This is a genomic window from Solibacillus silvestris (assembly GCF_051967575.1).
Lineage (GTDB): Bacteria > Bacillota > Bacilli > Bacillales_A > Planococcaceae > Solibacillus > Solibacillus silvestris_B.
Genome location: NZ_JBQCJW010000071.1, coordinates 1 through 2,821 on the forward strand (window position 1 = coordinate 1; position 2,821 = coordinate 2,821).

Sequence of the window (2,821 nt, forward strand, 5' to 3'; positions counted from 1 at the left end):
TTCGTCTCGACCTCCGTGTATTTTACTTAATCATATCACGTTAGCTCGGTACGACATCTATCCTAACAGAGGGGGAGATACAGTTTATAGCTTAAGCATGGAATGGTTTCCTAATCATATTAAAAATTGGGATGATGAAACTTATAATCCGGAAGGGACAGGGGTTATTGAGATAGATATCCAATCAAGAAAGACAAAGCGTGTCATTTTTAGTAAGGGAATATCGACTATTGATGATGGTATGACGTTTGATTTGAAAAACAGGGATGAAATAATTAAGTGGATTGAAAAGGAAACGGGATTGGATTATGGAAGGCAGTTTAAGTTATGGAGGGAAGAGGAAAGAGAGCTTCATTTCAAGGAATGCATTGATGGTGTTGCTGTTTCCCCGTCAGGCAATATTGAATTAAAACTGGATAAGGAAGGGAGGTTGCTCTTGTTTTCTGTATACGGACAGTTTCCCTCAGAGAGACTAGTAAAAAAGGAAAAATATTTACTTTCCCTTGAGCAAATAGAAAAGTTAGCTAATGGTCAATTAAAGTTAGTTGAATTTCCAGTCATTGAACAAAAAAGGCTCATTCCTGCATTTGCGCTTGAGGAGATTTATATTAGGAATAACGGACATTCTACCTTGCCCTATGAATTCTTTGTAGATGATAAGTTTTCTTTGCAAATGGACAAAGTGATAGAGTGGAATGATTATAGTCAAAAACCTTTTCAGGCTGAAATAATATCACTCATTGAAAATGTCACACCTGATCAAGCATTTCAATGTGAACCACATCCGGATTTACGGACGATTTCAGAGGAAGAAATTAAAAAGTGTGTTAGTAATATCAAAAAATTTTTAAGTCAGGAATACGCGAATGATTCTGGAAAATGGGCATTGAAATCGCTATATCGAGATAAGGGATACATCCATGCAACATTAAAAGCAAAGGAACAGAAAGAACGTATATTTAAAAGAAAATTGAAGTTATTCATTGACGCGGAGACATATCAAGTATTGAATTTCATGGATAATAAGCCGTTTTTGGAAATGTATATGGGATTAGAAAAAACAGACGAGATAAAGGTTGTAAAAGAGGAAGCATTTGAGAAATTAAAAGACTTCATTGAATTGACACCATATTATGTATTTGATCGTGAGCAAGGCTGCTATGTATTATGCGGAAAGTTAGATTGCCAATATGCAGTGAAGGCGAGTAACGGAGAAGTTGTTGAATTAAATGAATTGTAATATAAATGTTATTTTCTCATGTTCAATATCGATACTTATTACATGCTTTTCTAATTCAACAATTGGGTGCTATCCCGAAATCCGGAAAGTTTATTATTACGGCTAATGGTAAATTTTTATACGTTTCAACTTCAGAAGAACGGTTCCGCATGATAATAGAAGATGGAGCAAAAAAATTCAAAGCTAAAACAAGTATGACGCCTGATGAATGATATATTAATCGGGCGAAATCTACAACGACTGCTAATTGTATTATAGAACACTATAGTGAAATTAAGATGAAAGGAGCTGTTCGTAATAAAAACTAAAATAAATTATCCATTTATTTATTTTCATATGGAACCCAATGTAGTTTTTGTTTACAAAATAGAAACACAAAACTATGTAACCGTTTCAGATTTGAATGAACATGGGGAATGGCAAACGTTTGAATTAGAACATGAAGAAGAATTTGGAATGTTTAATCATGAAGAGAGCAATCCGCTTGAAGGCAATGTATATGCGATTAATCAAAGCGATGTGAACACAATGGTAAAATTCGTTAATAGATGCATTAAAAAGTACCGACATTCTTTTTCATCCAGCTCGGTTAAGGCAGGAGATCAAGTTGCGGCTGTACATATCGTTTCCTCAGAATCTGCAGCAGGTTCTTTAAGAGTAGGACTTGAAAGACCGAAGATTGTGATTGGCTTTCCAGATTCATTTTCGATAGGGCCATTGTGGAAGTTAGACGAAAAAGTGGGACAAACGTTTCGAAATGAATGGATTTATGAAAATATCAATTACGAACAGGATGAGTTTGAATACGAAAATAAATTGGCCAATACATTGAAGGAGATAGAAGATATTCCCCGGCAGGTTCCAATATACATCTGGTATGGAAATAATGCCGATGAACAAACTGGTCTGCGGTTTCTTCTCTATTTTCTGCGCAACAAAACAAATGATGTTTTTCTCATGAATTCCACCGAGCTCTATGAAAGATACGTAATGCCTGAAGTTAGAGATCAAAAGATTCTACACACAGGCCATATCGAATCAAAAGATTTAAGACTTCTATTTGAAAAGGGTAGAAAGGTCTCACCTATATCTGAACCGGAGCGGATAGAGCTTCAGGAAGAGTGGAATTCCCTGGCACAATCAAAAGAATTCCTGCGTCTATGGATGAAAAGTGGGATAAAGGATGTTAAAGAAAATCACTTTGATCCACTGATTATAAATACCATTGAAATGCTTCATCAAAAGCAGGAAAAAAGGGAATTTATCAAAGCTGGAATGGTAATTGGAGAAATCCTATCGGGGACAAACGAATTAATGAATGCTTTCTTTTTAGAGTATAGGATTCGGTATTTAATATATAGTGGGTTACTTGAACTAAAAGGAATACCAAAATCAATGAGACACTATAGTGTTAAGCTACGGGAAGAGGGATGATTTCCGGCAGCATAAATTAAAATACATGATTATCCACTGCCTGCATTTATGGACGGTAAATTGTATATTTATAACTCAAACTTCGCACATAAATAATTAGGTTCAATAGTTGATGCTATTTGGTTCTTCTCGATTTCAATAAGAACC

At 35.1% G+C, this 2,821-nt stretch carries 2 protein-coding genes; both read left to right on the forward strand.

From position 1 onward, the window contains the following. Positions 1-1,240 (forward strand): hypothetical protein (locus ACTHOQ_RS18750; protein WP_440497710.1); only part of this gene is annotated, 1,240 nt, incomplete at its 5' end. Between the two features lie 336 nt (positions 1,241-1,576). Continuing rightward, positions 1,577-2,674 carry a DUF1835 domain-containing protein gene (locus ACTHOQ_RS18755; protein WP_440497711.1) on the forward strand — a complete coding sequence of 366 codons (1,098 nt, stop codon included), beginning with the start codon at positions 1,577-1,579 and terminating at the stop codon, positions 2,672-2,674. The last annotated feature ends 147 nt before the right edge of the window (positions 2,675-2,821 follow it).

Coding starts and splice junctions, on each gene's coding strand:
- ACTHOQ_RS18755 (WP_440497711.1), top strand. CDS start 1,577: ATGGAACCCAATGTAGTTTTTGTTTACAAAATAGAAACACAAAACTAT.